Origin of the sequence: Mesorhizobium sp. WSM1293 (assembly GCF_000513875.1) — a bacterium.
Classification (GTDB): domain Bacteria; phylum Pseudomonadota; class Alphaproteobacteria; order Rhizobiales; family Rhizobiaceae; genus Mesorhizobium; species Mesorhizobium ciceri.
In genome coordinates, this window is the sequence record NZ_AZUV01000001.1 from 309,012 (window position 1) to 328,062 (window position 19,051).

General features: G+C 66.7%; 18 protein-coding genes and 1 tRNA gene. 16 read left to right on the forward strand and 3 right to left on the reverse strand.

All coding sequences use genetic code 11. The features are described from left to right. Positions 1-12 precede the first annotated feature (12 nt). Genes cobN through M729_RS0101605 form a run of 5 tightly spaced genes read left to right on the forward strand, consistent with a single transcriptional unit; the run spans position 13 to position 7,016 of the window. The gene (cobN, locus tag M729_RS0101585) at positions 13-3,375 is read left to right on the forward strand and encodes a cobaltochelatase subunit CobN (RefSeq protein ID WP_027160552.1); all 3,363 of its coding nucleotides are present in this window, start codon (positions 13-15) and stop codon (positions 3,373-3,375) included. After that, on the forward strand, positions 3,372-4,865 hold the full coding sequence (gene cobG / locus M729_RS0101590) for a precorrin-3B synthase (protein ID WP_027160553.1): 1,494 nt from the start codon (positions 3,372-3,374) through the stop codon (positions 4,863-4,865). Before cobN ends, cobG begins: the two co-directional genes overlap by 4 nt. A 2-nt stretch (positions 4,866-4,867) precedes the next feature. Beyond that, entirely contained in the window at positions 4,868-5,500 is a 633-nt protein-coding gene (locus tag M729_RS0101595) for a precorrin-8X methylmutase (protein ID WP_027160554.1), read from the forward strand. After that, positions 5,497-6,255: a precorrin-2 C(20)-methyltransferase gene (locus M729_RS0101600; RefSeq protein WP_027160555.1), complete on the forward strand. Its 759-nt coding sequence runs from the start codon at positions 5,497-5,499 to the stop codon at positions 6,253-6,255. Before M729_RS0101595 ends, M729_RS0101600 begins: the two co-directional genes overlap by 4 nt. Beyond that, entirely contained in the window at positions 6,252-7,016 is a 765-nt protein-coding gene (locus M729_RS0101605) for a precorrin-3B C(17)-methyltransferase (RefSeq protein WP_027160556.1), read from the forward strand. The genes M729_RS0101600 and M729_RS0101605 overlap by 4 nt, the downstream gene beginning before the upstream one ends. Here M729_RS0101605 and M729_RS0101610 read toward each other — a convergent pair. Next, on the reverse strand, positions 6,980-7,756 hold the full coding sequence (locus tag M729_RS0101610) for a cobalt-precorrin-6A reductase (RefSeq protein ID WP_024501371.1): 777 nt from the start codon (positions 7,754-7,756) through the stop codon (positions 6,980-6,982). The two genes, M729_RS0101605 and M729_RS0101610, sit on opposite strands and share 37 nt — an antisense overlap. Position 7,757: 1 nt before the next feature. On the opposite strand from M729_RS0101610, the gene M729_RS0101615 reads away from it, so the two are divergent. The 8 genes from M729_RS0101615 to M729_RS0101650 all read left to right on the forward strand — a co-directional run bounded on the left by M729_RS0101615 (position 7,758) and on the right by M729_RS0101650 (position 14,437). After that, positions 7,758-8,987 carry a bifunctional cobalt-precorrin-7 (C(5))-methyltransferase/cobalt-precorrin-6B (C(15))-methyltransferase gene (locus M729_RS0101615; RefSeq protein ID WP_027160557.1) on the forward strand — a complete coding sequence of 410 codons (1,230 nt, stop codon included), beginning with the start codon at positions 7,758-7,760 and terminating at the stop codon, positions 8,985-8,987. Next, positions 8,984-9,370 carry a cobalamin biosynthesis protein gene (locus tag M729_RS0101620; protein ID WP_027160558.1) on the forward strand — a complete coding sequence of 129 codons (387 nt, stop codon included), beginning with the start codon at positions 8,984-8,986 and terminating at the stop codon, positions 9,368-9,370. The genes M729_RS0101615 and M729_RS0101620 overlap by 4 nt, the downstream gene beginning before the upstream one ends. Then, positions 9,367-10,131 carry a precorrin-4 C(11)-methyltransferase gene (gene cobM, locus M729_RS0101625; RefSeq protein WP_024501374.1) on the forward strand — a complete coding sequence of 255 codons (765 nt, stop codon included), beginning with the start codon at positions 9,367-9,369 and terminating at the stop codon, positions 10,129-10,131. The genes M729_RS0101620 and cobM overlap by 4 nt, the downstream gene beginning before the upstream one ends. After that, positions 10,128-10,934: a uroporphyrinogen-III C-methyltransferase gene (gene cobA / locus M729_RS0101630; RefSeq protein WP_027160559.1), complete on the forward strand. Its 807-nt coding sequence runs from the start codon at positions 10,128-10,130 to the stop codon at positions 10,932-10,934. Before cobM ends, cobA begins: the two co-directional genes overlap by 4 nt. Further along, a complete protein-coding gene (locus M729_RS0101635) occupies positions 10,931-12,244 on the forward strand; it encodes a cobyrinate a,c-diamide synthase (RefSeq protein ID WP_027160560.1) in 1,314 nt (437 codons plus the stop codon). Before cobA ends, M729_RS0101635 begins: the two co-directional genes overlap by 4 nt. A gap of 3 nt (positions 12,245-12,247) precedes the next feature. Then, the gene (gene cobS / locus M729_RS0101640; RefSeq protein WP_027160561.1) at positions 12,248-13,024 is read left to right on the forward strand and encodes an adenosylcobinamide-GDP ribazoletransferase; all 777 of its coding nucleotides are present in this window, start codon (positions 12,248-12,250) and stop codon (positions 13,022-13,024) included. Between the two features lie 52 nt (positions 13,025-13,076). Then, positions 13,077-14,087, forward strand: coding sequence for a nicotinate-nucleotide--dimethylbenzimidazole phosphoribosyltransferase (cobT, locus tag M729_RS0101645; RefSeq protein ID WP_027160562.1), 1,011 nt, complete (start codon positions 13,077-13,079; stop codon positions 14,085-14,087). An 89-nt stretch (positions 14,088-14,176) separates the two neighbouring features. Then, the gene (locus tag M729_RS0101650) at positions 14,177-14,437 is read left to right on the forward strand and encodes a hypothetical protein (RefSeq protein ID WP_024501379.1); all 261 of its coding nucleotides are present in this window, start codon (positions 14,177-14,179) and stop codon (positions 14,435-14,437) included. 112 nt (positions 14,438-14,549) lie between these two features. On the opposite strand, the gene M729_RS0101655 is transcribed toward M729_RS0101650, so the two are convergent. Together M729_RS0101655 and M729_RS0101660 are read right to left on the reverse strand one after the other, a co-directional pair. Continuing rightward, a tRNA-Lys gene (locus M729_RS0101655) sits at positions 14,550-14,625 on the reverse strand. A gap of 106 nt (positions 14,626-14,731) precedes the next feature. After that, positions 14,732-15,640 carry a PhzF family phenazine biosynthesis protein gene (locus tag M729_RS0101660; RefSeq protein ID WP_027160563.1) on the reverse strand — a complete coding sequence of 303 codons (909 nt, stop codon included), beginning with the start codon at positions 15,638-15,640 and terminating at the stop codon, positions 14,732-14,734. A 101-nt stretch (positions 15,641-15,741) separates the two neighbouring features. Between M729_RS0101660 and M729_RS0101665 the strand changes: the two genes are divergently transcribed. From M729_RS0101665 to M729_RS0101675, 3 genes are read left to right on the forward strand one after another with little or no spacing between them, the layout of a single operon-like run. Further along, entirely contained in the window at positions 15,742-17,034 is a 1,293-nt protein-coding gene (locus tag M729_RS0101665) for an efflux RND transporter periplasmic adaptor subunit (RefSeq protein WP_027160564.1), read from the forward strand. A gap of 4 nt (positions 17,035-17,038) precedes the next feature. Then, a complete protein-coding gene (locus M729_RS0101670; RefSeq protein ID WP_027160565.1) occupies positions 17,039-17,752 on the forward strand; it encodes an ABC transporter ATP-binding protein in 714 nt (237 codons plus the stop codon). Then, positions 17,749-18,966 carry an ABC transporter permease gene (locus M729_RS0101675; RefSeq protein ID WP_027160566.1) on the forward strand — a complete coding sequence of 406 codons (1,218 nt, stop codon included), beginning with the start codon at positions 17,749-17,751 and terminating at the stop codon, positions 18,964-18,966. Before M729_RS0101670 ends, M729_RS0101675 begins: the two co-directional genes overlap by 4 nt. Positions 18,967-19,051 lie beyond the last annotated feature (85 nt).

Here is a 19,051-nt window from a genome sequence, read left to right on the forward strand (position 1 = left end):
ACACGGGTCGCGATGCACATCCTCACCACGACATCCGCCTCGCTCGACGACCTCGCCGAGCCGGTCGATCTGCGGCAGACGCCGGCGGATATCGTGGCCCTGTCCTTCACCGACAGCGACCTCGCCGGACTGGCGGCGGCGTGGAGGACCGATGCCGACCGCCTGCCCTCGATGCGGCTGGCCGCACTGCGCGACCTGCGCCATCCCATGTCCGTCGACCTCTGGGTCGACAGCGTCGCCCGCCATGCCAAGATCATCCTCGTGCGCATCCTCGGCGGCTACGACTGGTGGCGCTACGGCTGCGACCAGCTTGCCTCGACCGCCCGCGAACGCGGCATAAAACTGGCGCTGCTGCCCGGCGAATGCCGCGACGAGGATCTGCGCCTGATCGAAGCCTCGACGCTGCCGCGCGAGGAGTTGGACGGCCTGCTCGACTATTTCCGCGAGGGTGGCCCGGCGAATATGAGCGCACTGGTGCGCAGGCTGGCGGGCTTGGCGGGACAGGATGCGGAAGTGATCGGCCCGGTGGTGGTGCCGAAAGCTGGTTTTTACGTGCCCGGATGTGGAGTTGTGGAGAAGCCGGACTTATCGAATGCTGGCGCTTACAACGTCAACGCTCCTATCATCCCCATCCTGTTCTATCGCTCGATGCTGCTGGCCGCCGATGTCGCGCCCATCGATGCGCTTGTTGAAGCGCTGCGGCAGCGCGGCATCGACCCAGTCCCGATCTTCGTCTCCAGCCTCAAGGACCCAACCTCCCTCGCCTTCGTGGAAACAGCACTGACGGCGCTGAAGCCCGCCGCCATCATCACCGCGACCGCTTTCGCCTCAGGCGCCGAACCCGGCATCGAAACGCTGTTCGACCGCGCCGGCGTGCCTGTCTTCCAGGTCATCGTCGCCACCACCCGCCGCGACATCTGGCAAAACAACCAGCGTGGCCTGGCACCCGCCGACCTCGCCATGCATGTCGTGCTGCCCGAACTCGACGGCCGCGTCCTCGCCGGCGCCATTTCCTTCAAGGGCGAGACCGAGACCGATCCCGCACTCGGCCACCGCGCCTTCGCCAACCGGCCGGAACCGGATCGCGTGGCGCAGGTCGCTGACCGCGTCGCGGCCTTCATCAAGTTGCAGGAGACACCCCGCGCCGGGCGCAAGCTGGCCATCCTGATCCCGGATTACCCTAGCGCTCCTGGCCGCACCGGCTATGCCGTGGGCCTCGACGTGCCGTCCAGCGTGCTCGCCATGCTGCATGACCTGAAGGAGCAGGGCTATGTGGTTGAGGGGATTCCGCAGACGCCACGTGGGTTGCTGGATTTGCTGGAAGCCAGCGATACTGGATTGGCCTTAGATAACTACATTGCCTTCTCGACGGAGTTGCCGACTGCGGCAATTACTGCGGTCGAAGCCGCTTGGGGCAAAGCGGAAGACGAAACAGGTTTGCGCGGAAGCTTCCCCTTCCGCGCCGCCACCTTCGGCAACGTCACCATCGCCCTCGCCCCCGACCGCGGCCGCTCCGTCGACCGCCGCGCCGACTACCACGACCCGACGCTGCCCCCGCGCCATGCGCTGATCGCCTTCGGCCTCTGGCTGCGCAAGTCGCTCGGCGTCCACGCGCTGGTCCATGTCGGCGCCCATGGCACGCTTGAATGGCTGCCGGGCAAAACCGTTGCTCTGTCGGAAAACTGCTTTCCGGAGATCGTCACCGGTCCCCTGCCCGTCATCTATCCCTTCATCGTCTCCAACCCGGGCGAAGCGGCGCAGGCCAAGCGGCGCATTGCCGCCGTCACCCTTGGCCATTTGCCGCCACCGCTGACCGGCGCCGGGCTGGACGAAAACCAGCACAAGCTCGAGCGGCTGGTCGACGAATATGCGCAGGCCGACGGGCTCGACCGTCGCCGCCGTGACCGACTGGCGAAACTGATCGTCGACACCGCGCAAAAAACCGGTCTCGCCTCCGAAGCCGGCGTTGCCAGAACCGACGCGCCCGACGAGGCCTTGCGCCGCATCGATGCCTGGCTCTGCGACCTCAAGGATTTCGCCATCAAGGACGGGCTGCATATCTACGGCCGCGCTCCGGAGGATGAGCCGGACGCCATGCGGCGACAAAGCGCTGAAGCCGAGAAGGCGGCGCTGCTTGCCGCGCTCGATGGCGGCCACGTCAAGGCCGGTCCGGCCGGCGCGCCTGCGCGCGGCCGCTCGGACGTCTTGCCCACCGGCCGCAATCTGTTCACCTCGGACCCGCGCACCATGCCGACGCCGACCGCCTATGATCTGGGCAAGGCCGCGGCGGAGGAAGTCGTGCGCGGCTACATGCAGTCGCATGGCGACTGGCCACGCTCGCTGGTCATCGATCTCTGGGGCTCGGCATCGCTGCGCACCGGCGGCGAGGAGATCGCTCAAGGCCTGGCGCTGATGGGCTGCCGGCCGCAATGGGATTTGGCCACCGGCCGCATCACCGGCATCGAAGTGCTGCCGCCGGCCACGCTCGGAAGGCCACGCGTCGATGTCACATGGCGCATATCAGGCCTGTTCCGCGACATGTTCCCGACCCAGATCGCGCTGATCGATGCCGCAGCCAACGCGGTTGCCGCGCGCGACGAGGACGATTCGGAAAACCCGCTCGCGGCCAAAACCCGCGCCGACGGCAAGATCAGCCCGCGCATCTTCGGCACCTCGCCGGGCACCTATGGCACCGGCGTCGAGGATCTCATGTCCTCCGGCGACTGGAGCGCGCGCGACGAAATCGGCCGCGCCTATCTCGACGCTACATCGCACGCCTATGGCGGCGCCGGGGGCGAAGGCATCTCCGCGCCCGGCGCCTTCGAGGGCCGCATCGCCGAAGCCGATCTTCTCGTCCACACCGGCGACGACCCCGGCCGCGACATCCTCGAGGGCTCCGCCGATGTCGCCTTCATCGGCGGCTTTTCCGCAGCAGTTGCGGCGCTCGGCAGGAATGCCGACGTCATCGTGCTCGACACCACGGACCCGCAAAAGCCGAAGCCACGCTCGATCAGTGAGGCCGTAGCGCGTGTCGTGCGTGCTCGCGCCGTTAATGCCCGTTTCATCGCTGGCCAGATGCGGCACGGCCCGCGCGGTGCCTCCGAATTCGCCGAAACCGTCGACCGGCTGGTCGGCTTCGCCGAAACCACGCACGCCATTTCGGGAACGCTGATCGAGGCGGTTCATGATGCCTATCTAGGCGATCCCATGGTCCGCGCCTTCATCCTGCGCGAAAACCCATCCGCCGCAAAAATCATCGCCGAGCGCTTCCTGTCGGCGCGCCGGCGCGGCCTGTGGCATCCCCTGCGCAATTCCATCGACGACGATCTCGCAGCCCTGATCGCCGAGGCAGAAGCGCTTGGGGTGGCGGCATGAACGCCTTCTCGCGCCGCGGCGCCTGTCCGGCTTTGTCGGCGCCGATGCAAACCGGCGACGGCCTGCTGGTGCGGCTCAACCCGGTCGCTGGGGGGATGTCGCCAGAGTCGTTGATCGGACTAGCCGAATCCGCTTTGCGGCACGGCAATGGCATCATGGAAGTCACCGCGCGCGGCAGCCTGCAGATACGCGGCCTGACGGCGCAAAGTGCTGCGCTGCTGGCGGCGGAGGTCGATGCGCTTGATATCGCGGTTCGCACCGGCGTGCCGGTCGAGACCGGGCCGCTGGCCGGCATTGATCCGCAAGAGATTGCCGATCCCCGGCCGCTGGCTGAACGTATCAGGGCTGCGATCGAAGAAGCTGGGCTCGTACAACGCCTAGGGCCGAAGGTGTCGGTCGTTGTGGACGGCTGCGGGCAACTCACCATGGATGCGGTCACGGCCGACGTGCGGCTTGCTGCGACGCGCACCGATGCGGGAGTTCGGTGGCGGGTGTCTGTCGCGGGTGACGGGCAGAATGCGAGGCCGCTGGCGTTTGCCGATCAAGGTGCGGCGCGCGATATTGCCGTTGCAGCTCTAAGGATGGTTGCAGAGAAAGGCCGCGAGGCTCACGCAAGGGATTTATCGGAGAGGCAATTAGTGTCTCTGGCGGGTTGGCTATGCTTGACGAGTTTGCGCGAGGCGCCCCCCTCTGTCCTGCCGGACATCTCCCCCTCAGGGGGGGAGATTGGCAGCTTCGACGCCGGCTTTTCCTTAACAACACCGGAGATTGGCGAAACCATCGGTGACGGCGCAATCTCCCCCCTAGAGGGGGAGATGTCCGGCAGGACAGAGGGGGGCGCCTCGCGCAAACCTATCGGCCTTTTCCCCTTAGCCGGCCACGCCACCGCCCTCGGCATCGCCCTGCCCTACGGCAGCATGCCGGCGGACAACATCATCGCCCTCGCCCAACACGCCCTCACCCTCGGCACGTCAGAAATCCGCCTCGCCCCCGGTCGCGCCCTGCTCTTCCTCGGTCAACCAATCGCCGCCAACCACCCCCTCCAGCACACCGCCGCCACCCTCGGCTTCGTCATCGCCCCCACCGACCCGCGCACGCGCATTGCCGCTTGCCCGGGCATGCCGGCCTGCGCCTCCGGCCGCATCGCCACACGCGACATCGCCGAGACGATAGCCGCTGAAACAGCCGACATCCTCGACTTCACCCTTCACATTTCCGGCTGTGCCAAAGGCTGCGCCCACCCCGGTCCGGCAGCGCTGACGATCGTCGGCGGCGAAAATGGAGCCGGACTTGTCGTGAACGCGACGGCAAAGGCCCTTCCTGCCGGCTACAGGCCGGGCTATGACGCCGCGCGCGGCATCGGCCGCGTCGCGGCGATGATCCGCAGCACACGATATCAAGGTGAAACCGCCGCCGCTTGCCTGACAAGGCTCGGGCCGGCCGGTATCGCCGAGGCCTACCGACAGGCCCAAACTGAAAAACGGAAATGAGCATGGCCGCCTACGACTACATCCATGACGGCACGGCGATCTACGAGCGCTCCTTCGCCATCATCCGCGCCGAGGCCGATCTGTCGCGCTTCTCCGAAGCCGAGGCCGATGTCGCCATTCGCATGATCCATGCCTGCGGCCAGGTCGAAGCTTCAAGTCATTTTGTGTTCTCCAAGGATTTCGTTGCCGCCGCCCGCACCGCTTTGGCGGCCGGCGCGCCGATCTTCTGCGACGCGGAAATGGTCTCGCATGGCGTCACCCGCGCCAGGCTGCCGGCGGGCAACGAGGTGATCTGCACCTTGCGCGACCCGCGTACGCACGAAATTGCCAGGCAAATCGGTAACACCCGTTCGGCGGCCGCCATCGACCTCTGGGGCGAGCGCATGGCCGGCTCTGTGGTTGCCATCGGCAATGCGCCGACCGCGCTATTCTATCTCCTGGAAAAACTGCGCGATGGCGCACCGAAGCCGGCGGCCATCATCGGCATGCCGGTCGGTTTCGTCGGTGCGGCCGAATCCAAGGATGCGCTGGCCGAGAACTCCTATGGCGTTCCCTACGCCATCGTGCGTGGCCGGCTTGGCGGCAGTGCCATGACCGCCGCCGCGCTCAATTCATTGGCGAGGCCTGGCCTGTGAACGCCTTTCTCAAAGGCCGCCTCGTTGGCGTCGGCACCGGTCCTGGCGACCCCGAACTGCTGACCCTAAAAGCCGCCCGCATCCTGGCCGAGGCCGATGTCGTGGCCTATTTCGCCAAGCGCGGCAACAACAGCAACGCCCGCGCCATCGTCGAAGCGCAGTTCCGGCCCGAAATGACGGAATTGCCGCTGCTCTATCCCGTCACAACCGAAATCGCCAGGGATCACGACGACTACCGCTCGCAGATCACGGCTTTCTACGAGGAGTCGGCCGAGAAGGTCGCCGAGCACCTCGAAGCCGGCAGAATGGTTGCGGTGCTGTCGGAGGGCGACCCGCTGTTCTACGGCTCTTACATGCATCTGCATGTGCGCCTCGCCCATCGTTTTCCGACCGAAGTCATCCCCGGCGTCACCGCCATGTCCGGCTGCTGGTCGCAGACCGGTATTCCGATCGTCCAGGGCGACGACGTGCTCACCGTGCTGCCGGGCACGATGAGCGAATTCGAGCTGACCCGCCGGCTGGCCGACACCGATGCCGCCGTCATCATGAAGGTTGGCCGCAACCTGCCCAAGATCAGGCGGGCGCTGGAGGCTACGGCCAAGCTGTCGCGCGCCGTCTATGTCGAGCGCGGCACCATGGCCGGCAGCGTCTCGATGAAGCTTGCCGACAAGCAGGATGACAAGGCGCCCTACTTCGCCATCGTGCTGGTCGCCGGCTGGTCCGGCCGCCCCGGCGCCGTGGGAGCGCAGGTATGAGTGGCCGTCTCACCGTCATCGGCCTTGGGCCCGGCAATGCCGATCAGGTCACCCCGGAGGCCAGCCGCGCTGTCGCCGAGGCGAAATTCTTTTACGGCTACAAACCCTATCTCGACCGGCTGGACCTGCGCCCGGACCAGACCCGCGTCGCTTCCGACAACCGCGAGGAACTCGCCCGCTCCAAGGGCGCATTGAGCAAGGCTGCAGAGGGCCATGACGTCGCCGTGGTCTCCGGCGGCGATCCCGGCGTGTTCGCCATGGCGGCGGCCGTCTGCGAGGCGATCGAGGCCGGTCCGGTCGAATGGCGCGCGGTCGATGTCGCCGTGGTGCCCGGCATCACCGCCATGCTGGCGGTTGCCGCCCGCATCGGCGCGCCGCTCGGCCATGATTTCTGCGCCATCTCGCTCTCCGACAACCTAAAGCCATGGGAGTTGATCGAACTGCGCCTGCTGGCGGCGGCCGGTGCCGGCTTCGTCATCGCGCTTTACAACCCGATCAGCAAGGCCCGCCCCTGGCAACTCGGCCGCGCCTTCGAGTGCCTGACCGCCATCCTGCCGGGCACCACGCCGGTAATCTTCGGCCGCGCCGCCGGTCGCCCGGACGAGCGTATCGAGGTCTACCTGCTGGCCGATGTCGAGGCTGAAAAGGCGGACATGGCGACCTGCATCATCATCGGCTCGCCGGAAACCAGGATTATCAAGCGCACGGAGAAGCCGGCGCTGGTCTACACGCCGCGCTCGTCCACGGGACGGACAAAATGATCGACCCCAAATCGATCGACAATGGCGGCCAGCGCTTCGACGGTTTCAGCCGAGGGCACGTCCGGCAGATCAGGCCTGCGGATCATGACCACCTCGATGCCAAGCGCCCGAGCCGAGGCGATCTTGCCAAAGGTCGCCTCGCCGCCGCTGTTCTTGGACACCACGACATCGATGCGGTGCCTTTCGAGCAGCGCGCGTTCCTCCGCGTCGCGAAACGGGCCACGGGCCAACAGATATTCGGCGTCGGGCACGGCCAGCTTCGGCTCGACCGGATCGACACTGCGAATGAGATAGTGGTGCTGGGGCGCTGCTTCGAAAGCCGCAACCTCTTGCCGGCCCAGTGCCAGAAAAACGCGGCGCGGCGCCGGTCCAAGCGCTTGCGCGGCATCGCCGACCGTACCGACCAACGTCCAGCGGTCGCCTTCGACAGGCTCCCAGCCGGGACGCCGCAGGGCAAGGATCGGCACGCCGGCCATGCGCGCGGCTTGTGCGGCATTGGCGGAGATTTGCGCCGCATAGGGATGCGTGGCGTCGATCAGCAGATCGGTGGCCGTTTCCGTGAGGTAAGCGGCCAGCCCGTCGGCGCCGCCAAAGCCTCCGCTTCGCACCGGCACGCCTTGCGCGACCGGGCTTTCGGTGCGGCCGGCCAGAGACAGCGTGACCGAGGCACGCGCCGCCAGTTTTCCGGCCAGTTGCCGCGCTTCGGTAGTGCCGCCGAGGATCAGGATACGGTGGGTCATCATGCCTGCTGAGCGTCAATCGCGAGCCGCCTGGCTGACAGTCGTCGGCATCGGCGAGGACGGTTTAGCGGGTCTCGGCGACGAGGCCAAGCAGCGGATTGCCCAGGCTGAGATCATCTTCGGCGGCAAGCGGCACCTCGCCCTTGTCGCTTCCTTCGCCAAGGGCGAGCCGCGCCCATGGCCGGTTCCCTTCGATGCCGAGATGGCTGACGTCCTGGCGCTTGCCGGCAGGAACGTCTGTGTGCTCGCGTCCGGCGATCCGTTCTTCCATGGCGTCGGCGCCACGCTCGCCCGCAAGGTCAAGGCGCAGGAGATGCACGTTATCCCCGCGCCTTCAGCCGTTTCACTGGCGGCCGCCCGGCTCGGCTGGGCGCTGCAGGATATCGAAACCGTCTCGCTGCACGGCCGGCCGCTCGACCTGATCCGGCCGCTGCTGCAGCCAGGCGCGCGCATCCTGGCGCTGACCTCGGATGCAGAGGCCCCCGCGGCGATTGCCCGCCTGCTCGCGGAACTCGACTTCGGCGCATCGCGGCTGACGATCCTGGAGGCGTTGGGTGGGCCAAGCGAGACCCAGCGCTCGGTCCGCGCCGATGCCTTCGACCTCGAAAACCTCAATCCGCTCAACGTGCTGGCGGTCGAAGTTGAATCCGGTCCGGACGCGCGCGTGCTGCCGCTCACATCAGGCCTTGCCGATCACCTGTTCGACCATGACGGCCAGATCACCAAGCGCGAAATCCGCGCGATCACCCTGTCGGCGCTGGCGCCGCGGCGCGGCGAGTTGCTGTGGGACATCGGCGCCGGCTCCGGTTCCATCGGCATAGAATGGATGCTGGCCCACCCTTCCATGCGCACTTTTGCCATCGAGGCCGATCCGGTGCGCGCTGCCCGTATTGGTCGCAACGCCGCTGCCTGTGGCGTTCCCGGCCTTGTCGTGGTCGAAGGCAGCGCGCCGAAGGCGCTTGCCAGACTGGACACGCCAGACGCGATCTTCATCGGCGGTGGCGGCAGCGATGCCGGTGTCTTGAACGCTGCCATCAAGGCCCTGCACACTGGCGGCCGTCTCGTCGCCAACGCGGTGACGCTGGAGATGGAAGCCCTGCTTCTTGCCCAGCATACGAAGCTCGGCGGCGATCTCACGCGTATAAACATCTCCCGGGCCTCGCCGGTCGGCTCGATGCAGGCCTGGCGGCCGGCCATGCCAGTGACGCAATGGAGCTGGATGAAGCCGTGATGGTCGCAGGCATAGGCTGCCGAAAGGGCGTGGGCGTCGAAGACGTGCTTGCGGCGATCGAAACGGCGCTGGAGGCGCATGGGTTGGCGATGACGGCGCTGTCGGCACTGGCGACTGCCGCGTTCAAGAAGGATGAAGAAGCGATCGCCGCCGCTGGCCGCACGCTGAGTCTTCCGGTCATCGTCGTCGACGACTCAGCACTTCAAGCTGCCTCGTCGGATACGCTCAGCCATTCCGATCTCTCGCAGGATGTTGCCGGCACACCATCGGTCTCCGAGGCGTCCGCCCTCGCCGTGGCCGGCACAGGCGCAAAACTGCTTGGCCCCCGCACCGTGCTCGGCCCGGTCACCTGCGCCATCGCCATCAGCGGAGATGCGCCATGACCGTTCATTTCATCGGCGCCGGTCCAGGTGCGGCCGACCTCATCACGCTACGCGGCGCAAGGCTTTTGGCAAACTGCCCGGTTTGCCTGCATGCCGGCTCGATCGTCGCGCCCGAATTGCTGCAGCACTGCGCGCCGGGGACAAAGCTGGTCGACACCGCGCCGATGTCGCTCGACGAGATCGAGGCCGCCTATCTCGAGGCGCACAAATCAGGCCAGGATGTCGCCCGGCTGCATTCCGGTGACCTGTCGGTTTGGAGCGCGGTCGCCGAGCAGATCCGCCGGCTGGAAAAGCACGGCATCCCTTATACGCTGACGCCGGGCGTCCCCTCCTTCGCCGCTGCCGCCGCAGCATTGCGCCGCGAACTGACCATTCCCGAAGTGGCGCAAAGCCTGGTGCTGACCCGCATTTCCGGCCGCGCGTCAAAAATGCCGCCCGGCGAGACGCTGGCCGGCTTCGGCCGCACCGGCGCCACGCTCGCTATTCATCTGGCCATCCACGCCATCGATCGCGTCGTCGCCGAACTGACGCCGCACTATGGCGGCGATTGCCCGGTGGCGGTCGTCTTCCGCGCCTCCTGGCCGGACGAGCGCGTGCTGACCGGCACGCTGGCGACCATCGAGGCACAGCTCGCCGCCGATCCGATGGAGCGCACGGCGATCATCTTCGTCGGCCGCTCGCTGGCGGCGCGAGGTTTTGGCGAGAGTTCATTATACGACGCCCATTATCAGCGGCGTTTTCGCGGACGGGACGGATTGTGAGCGGCAGCACCAAAAATATCACGCTCGAAAAAGCCTTGTCCCGGCTGAACTTCAAGCCGCGCCAACTGGAGCCGGGCCATGTCTGGCTGGCCGGCGCCGGCCCTGGCGACCCCGGCTGCCTGACCCTGGAAGTGCTGGCGGCTTTGGCCGAGGCGGATGCGCTGGTCTACGACGCACTGGTGTCCCCTGACATTGTCGCAGTTGCCGAAAAAGCCGAGCTTTTCTTTGCCGGCAAGCGCGGCGGCAAACCGTCGATGAAACAGGACGACATCACCGCACTTTTGGTGCGGCTCGCGCGCGACGGCCGCCGCGTCGTCAGGCTGAAGGGCGGCGATCCCTATATTTTCGGCCGTGGCGGCGAAGAAGCTCTGGCGCTGGCGCGGGAAAGTATCCCGTTCCGCGTCCTGCCCGGCCTGACCTCGGGCCTCAGTGCGCTGGCCGCGACCGGCATCCCCGCCACCATGCGCGGCATCAACAAGGCGGTGATCCTGGCGACCGGCCACGCCGCCGGCACCGATGACGATCTCGACTGGGCGGCGATCGCCCGCACCGGCCAGCCTGTCGTCGTCTATATGGGCATGGCCAATCTGCCCTTGATATCAGCCGCCCTTCTCGATGGCGGGCTGGCGCCGTCGACACCGGCGGCAGTGATCGTCGCCGCGACGACGCCGCAGGAACGAACCGTCGTCGCCACGCTCGCCACCATTGCCGAGGAAGCGGCGGCCGCCGGTCTCGCCTCGCCGGCGCTGATCGTCGTCGGCGGCATCGTTGCCATGCGCGCGGCCCTGGCGGGGCAAGCATGACGGCCCGCGCCATCATCATCGGCGCGCCGCGCTCCGGCTCCGGCAAGACCAGCGTCACCATCGGCATCCTGCGGGCGCTGACCCGGCGCGGGCTGAAGGTGCGCGGCGCCAAATCCGGCCCCGACTATATCGACCCCGGCTTCCACACCGCCGCCACGGGCCTCTCCGGTGTCAATCTGGACAGCTGGGCGATGCCGCCATCGCTGCTCAACGGGCTTGCCGCGCAAGCCGCCGATGACACCGATTTCGTCATCCTGGAAAGCGCCATGGGCCTGTTCGACGGGATACCCGCGGCTCCCGGCCGAACCGGCTCGGCGGCCGACCTGGCGCGGCTCTATGGCCTCCCGGTGCTGCTGGTGCTCGACGTCTCCGGCCAGTCGACCACGGCGGCGGCTGTCGCCAAGGGTTTTGCCACCTATGATCCTGACGTGCGCATGGCCGGTGTCGCGCTCAATCGGCTGGGCAGCGAGCGGCACCGCAAGCTGTGCAGCGAGGCCATCGAGGCGATCGGCCTGCCGGTCGTCGGCGCCATCCTGCGCGATCCCACTCTGAACCTGCCCGAGCGGCATCTCGGCCTTGTCCAGGCTGGCGAATATGACGACCTGATGGCGCATCTCGACCGGCTGGCCGACATGGCGGAAAAGTCGCTCGATCTCGATGCAATCATGGCCCTGGCGACGCCCCTCACCCCCGCGCCCGGCGGTTTCGACGACGCGCTGGCGCCGCCCGGCCAACGCATCGCGCTGGCCGAGGATGCCGCCTTCACCTTCCTCTATCCGCATGTCGCCGCCTACTGGCGCAAGGCGGGTGCGGAAATCGTCCCGTTCTCGCCGCTCGTCGACGAAGCGCCCGACGGGACCTGCGACGTTTGCTGGTTGCCGGGCGGCTATCCCGAGCTTCACGCCGGCAAGCTCGCCGCCGCCGCGACTTTCCGCGCCGGCATGGCGCGTTTCGCCGCGACGAAGCCCATCCATGGCGAGTGCGGTGGCTTCATGGTGCTCGGCGAAGCCCTGGAGGACGCGTCGGGCGAAACGCATCCGATGCTCGGCCTGCTCGGCCACGCCACCAGCTTCGCCAGGCGCAAGATGAACCTCGGCTACCGCGAGGCGCGGCTGCGTGCCGATTGTCCGCTGGGTGCACAGGGCGCGCTGATCCGGGGCCACGAATTCCACTATGCGCAGATGACGGCGACAGGCAATGACGAGCCGCTGGCCGACCTTGCGGACGGCCAGGGCAATCCGATCGGCGCCTCGGGCTACCGGCGCGGCCATGTCAGCGGCACCTTCTTCCATGCGATTGCGAGGGGCTAGAGCATGAAATTCGGGAATCTGGCCCTCTCACCACGACAGGTCGTCGACGACATCGCGCTCTGCCTGGTCTTCTTCACCAGGCTGCCGCTGCCCGTCTTCGATTTTCGCGGCCGCAGCCTTGCCGCGGCGATCTGGGCCGCCCCCATCGCCGGTCTCGTCGTCGGCCTGATCGGCGCCATCGTTTTTGCCACGGCGGAACGGTTCGGCCTTGCCATGGGGCCGGCGGCCGCACTTGCCCTCGTGGCAACCCTGCTCACCACCGGCTGCCTGCATGAGGACGGCCTGTCCGACGTCGCCGACGGGTTTGGCGGCGGCAAATCGCGCGACCGCAAACTTGAGATCATGCGCGACAGCCGCATCGGCGCCTATGGCGCGGCGGCGCTGGCTCTGTCGCTGCTGATCCGCTGGAGCGCGCTGTCGGAGTTCGTCAATCCCACACAGGCCCTGTTTGCCCTCCTGGCCGCACACGCGGCCTCGCGCGGCCTGCTTGGCGCCTTCATGCATCTCTTGCCTCCAGCGCGCGTCAACGGCCTCTCGGTCGACGCCGGCACCGTCTCGCAGGAAACCGCCATAGCCGGCGCCTTGCTCGGCGCGATCCCGCTTCTCCTGCTCGGGCTGGGCGGCGCCGTCTTCGCGCTGATCCTGCTTGGCCTGCTGTTTGCCGCCTTCCGCGCCCTTTGCCTCAACCAGATCGATGGCCAGACCGGCGACACGATCGGCGCCTTGCAGCAGGCAAGCGAGATCGCGGTGCTGCTCGTCGCTTCCGTAGCGCTTTCCTGATCCCTTTGGCCTGATTCTCGCGGCCTGATTCCTTTTCGGAGACTTTGCCCCCATGCCCTTCAAATCCCTTAGTGAATTGCGCGCCGCCTGCCTCGACCTGCCGGCTGGCAGCGATGCCGCGGCCAATGCGGTCGCACGCCGCCAGGACACGCTGACCAAGCCGCAAGGCAGCCTCGGCCGGCTCGAGACCATCGCCGCGTGGCTGGCGCGCTGGCAGGGCCGCGACATGCCGAAACTCGACCGCGTCAAGGTTTTCGTCTTCGCCGGCAACCACGGCGTCACCGCGCAAGGTGTGTCGGCCTATCCCTCGGAAGTCACCGTGCAGATGGTGGCGAATTTCGCTGGCGGCGGTGCCGCCATCAACCAGCTTGCCCGCATGGCCGGCGCCGAACTCGACGTCATTCCGCTCGATCTCGACCATCCGACCGGCGACTTCACCCAAGGTCCGGCAATGGACGAAGCGGCCTTTCTGGCGGCGGTCTCGGCCGGCTATGATGCGGTGACGAAGGATCTGGACCTTATCTGCTTCGGCGAAATGGGTATCGGCAACACGACGCCGGCAGCGGCCGTTTCAGCAGCCCTGTTCGGTGGCGGTGCGGAAAAATGGACCGGACGCGGCACCGGCGTCGACGATGCCGGCTTGAAGCGCAAGGTGGTCGCCATCGAAGCCGGCCTGAAGCGCCACGCCGCAGCCCTCGCCGATCCGCTTGGCATTGCTGCCGCACTCGGCGGCCGCGAACTCGCCGCCATCTTCGGCGCGACGCTCGCCGCCCGACATCTCGGCATACCCGTGCTGCTCGACGGCTTCGTCTGCACCGCCGCCGCAGCCCCGCTGGCAAAGCTGCATCCAACCGGCCTCGCCCACACCATCGCAGCCCATGTCTCCGCTGAGTCAGGCCATCGCGGCCTGCTCGAAGCGCTCGGCCTGCCGCCGCTGCTCGATCTCGGCATGCGGCTCGGCGAAGGCTCCGGCGCCTGCCTCGCCGTCAACATCGTGCGCTCGGCGCTGGAGTGCCATGCCCGCATGGCGAGTTTTGCAGAGGCTGGCGTTTCGGAGAAGTAGTTATTCATTCCCCGTATCGGCCGACAAAGATGCCGTTGTCACGACAAAGGAGGCATCTTACCGTAACGGCGATTCTCAAATAGATTTTTGTGGATGAAGAAATTTCATCCTGCCGCAGCTGCGGTGTTATCGCCGGGGCGGTCGCTGTTGTGTTCCGTCACAGCAGCTATTCAAGTCATGGCCCGATCGACACCGGCATTTTCGTTGTCTTCCTGGTCTTCTTCTGGTGGCCCATCAGCGATTTCTCCGGGGGAAAAGACGGAATTGGCGCCAGCGATGCTGCAGCCGGGGAAAAGAGCCTTGCTTTTCGATTCGGCCGGTTTCTGACCCGCATTTTCCAACGCGGCTGAATCGCCACAAGATCCGGATAGCGCGGTTAAAGAATCACAGTCAGACAGCCTGCCCGAGACGCGCCAAACGCGTCTCGCTTTCAGGGTCTTTCCACCAACTCTTCTAGGAATTTGGTGGGTGCGCACAGGATTGAACTGTGGACCCGCTGATTAAGAGTCAGCTGCTCTACCAACTGAGCTACGCACCCACTCGGCCGGCAAAAACCGGCGTTGGCGGGCATATAGCCGCCACCATCGGTCCTGTCCAGCCCTGCCGGAATCATTTCCCGACAAATCGACCGAGCATGCGTTCGATCAGACGAACAGCTTGCCCTCCGCCACCTTGATTGCGTTGCCGCCGATGCGCGCCGAGGCCAGTTTTCCGCCTTGCACGGTCAGTTCGAGGCGGATGCGCGATGGCCGGCCCATCTCCAGCCCCTGCTCGATCCACAGCTGTGAAATGCCATCGGTCGGCGCGTCGAAATGCATGATGGCGCCGGCAAAGGCGGCTGCCGCCGAACCGGTCGCCGGATCCTCGTAGGAAGGCGTGCCGGGCACGATCATGCGCACATGGAAGGCGCTTTCGTGGTTCACCGTCTCGCGGCAGTAGACATAGGGGCTGGCGAAGGCCCACTCGCTCTTGCGCGGCGCCAGTTCCGACCATGCCTGGTTGTCCAGCCGGATGCGGCCCGCCGCCTCGAGATTGGCAACCGGGATGGTGACATAGGGCACGCCCGCCGACCAGAACGCGACGCGGTGATTCTCGAAGCCGATCTCGTGCGGCGTCAACCCAAGCGCGGCACCGATCGCCTCCGGATCGGCATCGAGCTTCAGCGGCTCCGGCAGCTTGGCCAGGTCGAACTCGGCAAAAGTGTTGCCGTCATGCTTGCTGACGGCGCAACGCACCGGGCCGATGTTTTCCTCCAGCACGAAGATGCCGGCGCCGCCCTCCTCCGCAAGTTCGGCCAGCGCGATCGCGGCGCCGACCGTCGGATGGCCGGCGAACGGCATTTCATAGTCGGGCGTGAAGATGCGGATGCGGTTTTTGTGCTTGGGATTGTCCGGCGGCAGGACGAACACCGATTCGGACAGGTTGAATTCGCGCGCGATGGCCTGCATCGCGGCCGTGTCCAATCCCTTGCTATCGAGCACGACGGCCAAAGGATTGCCGGCCAGTCGCTCGGTCGTAAACACATCGTAAAGCAAGTAATTCCGGGTTTTCATTCCTGCCTCAATCCCAACATGGGCGAAATTTAATTTGATATTTGAACCGGTAAGCCTGATCTGTGCACAGATAGGGACATTGCGCATTATAGGGGTCCAGCGTGGACCAGATTGTCAATCTGCCAAAGACGGAATCGGATTCCGCCATCGAGACGGCGCTTGGGCTCGACCACACAGGCCGGCGCAGATCGCGCCGTCGTGGGTGGCTCTATGCGCTGCTGGCGCTGATCGTGCTCGCCGCCGGGCTTGGCGTCTATCAATGGTATGCCGGCTCGCCGGCCAGGATTGACTACACCACAGTGCCTGCCGCCAAGGCCGACCTCACCGTCGCGGTGTCGGCGACCGGCACGCTGCAGCCACTCACCCAGGTCGATATTTCAAGCGAACTGTCCGGCATCATCCGCTCGGTCTCGGCCGAGGAGAACCAGCAGGTCAAGAAGGGTGACGTGCTGGCGACACTCGACACGGTGAAACTCGAAGTCCAGATCGAGCGCGCCGAAGCTTCGGCCAAGGCCGCCGCCGCCAATGTCGAGGACGCCACGGTTACGCTGGCGGAAAACGAGAAGGCGCTGGTGCGCGCCGCCGAACTGACCAGGCGCGGCATGGCGACCGACCAGTCGCTTGAAGCGGCAACCGCCACGCGCGACCGTTCCAAGGCAGCTCTCGACAGTGCGCAGGCCAACCTCGCCATCGCCCAGGCCGACCTCAAGGCGCAGCAGACCGACCTTGCCAAGAGCACCATCTATGCGCCGATCGACGGCATCGTTTTGACGCGCTCGGTCGATCCCGGCCAGACGGTCGCCTCCTCGCTGCAGGCGCCGGTGCTGTTCATCATCGCCGCCGATCTCAGGAACATGGAACTGGTGGCGGCGGTCGACGAGGCCGACATCGGTGCGGTCAAATCCGGCCAGCATGCCCGCTTCACCGTCGATGCCTTCCCCGAGCGGCCGTTCGATGCCGAGATCCGCGACATCTCCTATGCCTCGGTCACCACCGACGGCGTCGTCACCTACAATGCGCGGCTCGAGGTCGACAACAACGAGCTGCTGCTGCGGCCCGGCATGACCGCCACCGTTTCGGTCGTCACCAAGCAGGCCAAGGACGTGCTCACCGTGCCGGCCACCGCCTTCCGCTTTCGTCCTGCCCAGCAGGCCGCACGCGGCTGGAGCCTCAGCGACCTGTTCACCGGCCGCATGGGCCGCCCCGGCGGCAACCGCCAGCGCCAGGCCGCCACAGTGCCCACCGACGGCTCGCGCACGCTCTATGTGCTGGAGAACGGGCGTCCGCACCCGGTCAACGTCAAGATCGGCTCCACCGACGGCGAACTGACCGAGATCATTTCTGGCCTCGACGAAGGCGCACAGGTCATCACCGCGTCGCAGCAGCGGAGCTGATGCCGTGGCCGCCGGTGCTGCCCTCATCACCTTCGACAAGGTCTGGAAGAGCTATGGCCAGGGCGAGGCCAAGGTGCATGCGCTGGCCGGCATCGATCTTGCCATCCGGCGTGGCGAATTCGTCGCCATCATGGGGCCGTCCGGCTCCGGCAAGTCGACGGCGATGAACATCATCGGCTGCCTCGACACGCCGACCGCCGGAACCTATTCCTTCATGGGTATCGACGCTGGCCGCCTCGACCGCAACCGCCGCGCCATGCTGCGCAACCTCTATGTCGGCTTCGTCTTCCAGGGCTACAATCTGCTGGCCCGCACCACGGCGGCCGAAAATGTCGAACTGCCGCTGATCTATCGCGGCGTGGCCGCCCGCGAGCGCCGCGACCTCGCCATGCAGGCCCTGGCGGAGGTCGGCCTTGTCGGCCGCGAGCACCACACGCCGGCCGAACTGTCCGGCGGCCAGCAGCAGCGCGTGGCGATCGCGCGCGCCATCGTCACGCGGCCGACGCTGCTCGTCGCCGACGAGCCGACCGGCAATCTCGACACCGCCCGCACGCACGAGATCATGGAGTTGCTGACGCGGCTCAACAAGGAGCTTGGCCTAACCATCGCCATGGTCACCCACGAGGCCGACGTCGCCGACTATGCCGAACGCACCATCCGCTTCCTCGACGGCCACGTCGCCTCTGATTCCAGGAAGCTGGAGATCGCACAACCATGATCTGGGAAACCGTCCGCCTGTCGCTGCGCTCGATCCGCCGCAACGTGCTGCGCTCGTTCCTGACCTTGCTCGGCATCGTCATCGGCGTTGCCGCCGTCATTGCCATGCTCACCATCGGCTCGGGCACCACGCAGAAGGTCAAGGCCGACATCTCCAAGCTCGGCAGCAATCTGCTGGTCGTCCGCTCCGGTCGCCCGGCCGGTCCCGGTGGCCCGGGCGGGCTCGACCAGGTGGTGCGTCCGCTGGCCGAAAAGGAGCTGGCGGCGCTGGTTGCGCATCTGACTGGCGCCCGCGCCATTTCGCCGGCTTCGCAAAAGCAGGTCCGGGTCATCTTCGGCACCGAGAGCCTGACCTCGGGCGTCACCGGCACCGACAGCGCCTATCTCGATGCGCGCGACTGGAAACTGGTGTCGGGCCGCCCGTTCAGCGATTCCGAAACCCGCTCGGGCACAGGCGTGTGCCTGATCGGCGAGACGGTGCGCCAACAATTCTTCGGCGCTGGCGATCCCGAGGGCGAGATCATCCGCGTCAACCGCACCTCCTGCAAGATCATCGGCCTGCTCGAGCCCAAGGGCTATACCGGCTTCGGTCAGGATCAGGACAATGTCGTGCTGATGCCGCTGCACGCCTACCAGCGCCGCATCGCCGGCAACCGCGACATCGACAACATCTACATCGCCGCCGATGACCGCACGCCGACCAGCGAGCTGCAGCCGCGCGTCGAGGACATTCTGCGCGACGCCAGACGCATCACGCCCGATCGTGAAAGCGATTTCGCCATCCGCGACATGACCCAGATCGCCGACGCCATGGCCAGCGCCACAACCACCATGACCGGCATGCTGGGCGCCGTCGCCGGCGTCAGCCTGCTGGTCGGCGGCATCGGCATCATGAACATCATGCTGGTGTCGGTCACCGAACGCACCCGCGAGATCGGCATCAGGCTCGCCATCGGCGCGCATGAAAGGCACATCCTGATCCAGTTCCTGGTCGAGGCGACGGTGCTGTCGCTGCTCGGCGGCATTATCGGCATCCTGATCGGGCTGGCGCTGGCCGGGCTCGCCGCGGTGACGCTGACCATCCCGTTTGCGCCGAGCCCGGCGGTGATCCTGCTCGCCGTCGGCTTTTCCGCGCTCATCGGCATGGTGTTCGGCTTCTTCCCGGCGCTGCGCGGCGCCAGGCTCGATCCGATCGACGCGCTAAGGCACGAGTAGGGCAACCGGCCGAAACGCGGCCGGCGCTCCGACGGGTTTTTGCACAGTCTTCGACATTTCCACCCAGCCCCGCCACTGTCGTCGC